The 665-nt window shown below is 60.6% G+C and carries 2 protein-coding genes; both read left to right on the top strand.

Going from position 1 to position 665, the window contains the following annotated elements; genetic code table 11:
• Positions 1-9 precede the first annotated feature (9 nt).
• Positions 10-471, top strand: a complete 462-nt coding sequence (locus tag CJZ78_RS13535; protein WP_094561799.1) for a hypothetical protein — start codon at positions 10-12, stop codon at positions 469-471.
• 35 nt (positions 472-506) lie between these two features.
• Positions 507-665: helix-turn-helix domain-containing protein (locus CJZ78_RS14620; RefSeq protein WP_369802072.1), on the top strand; the 159-nt coding region annotated here is incomplete at its 3' end.

Below are 665 nucleotides of genomic sequence, written 5' to 3' on the forward strand. Positions count from 1 at the left end.
AGGAGGCGTATGACTCCGCCGAACCGCCAGAGCGTTTCCCAGATTTCAGTAGAGCTGGGCATTCACGTGGCCAGCCTCTACAACTGGAGAAAGGCCTGGCGGTTGCAAGGAGAGGTGGTGCCGGCATCCGAAAAGGAACCAGAGGGATGGGATTCCACCGACAAGTTCACGGTGGTGCTGGAAACCGCTGGGTTGAATGCCACCGAGCTGAGCGCTTATTGCCGTGAGCGGGGCCTCTATCCGGAACAGGTGGACCGCTGGCGTCAAGCATCCCAGGATGCCAACGAAAAGCCAGTGCTCACCTTGACAGAGCAGAAGGATCTAGACCGACGCCATCAGCAGGACCAGCGTGAAATCAAACAGCTCAAACAAGAGCTGCGCCGTAAGGAGAAGGCCCTGGCAGAAGCAGCGGCACTGCTGTTGGCAGCAAAAAAGATCCAGGCCTTCTGGGGAGAGGACGCGGACGACTGACCTCGCCCGACGCCCGCCAGAAGGCTTTGCAGATCATGGATGAGGGGATTGCCGCTGGTGCTCGTGCCAGACAACTGGCCCTGCTGTTGGGTATTGGCCTCACCACGCTGCAGCGCTGGCGCCGCCAGTTTGCCGGTGAAGGCGGCGGTGTGGACTGCCGCAAAGGCAGTCACCGCAATGTGTCACACCGCCTC

Origin of the sequence: Synechococcus sp. 8F6 (assembly GCF_002252665.1) — a bacterium.
Classification (GTDB): Bacteria; Cyanobacteriota; Cyanobacteriia; order PCC-6307; family Cyanobiaceae; genus Cyanobium_A.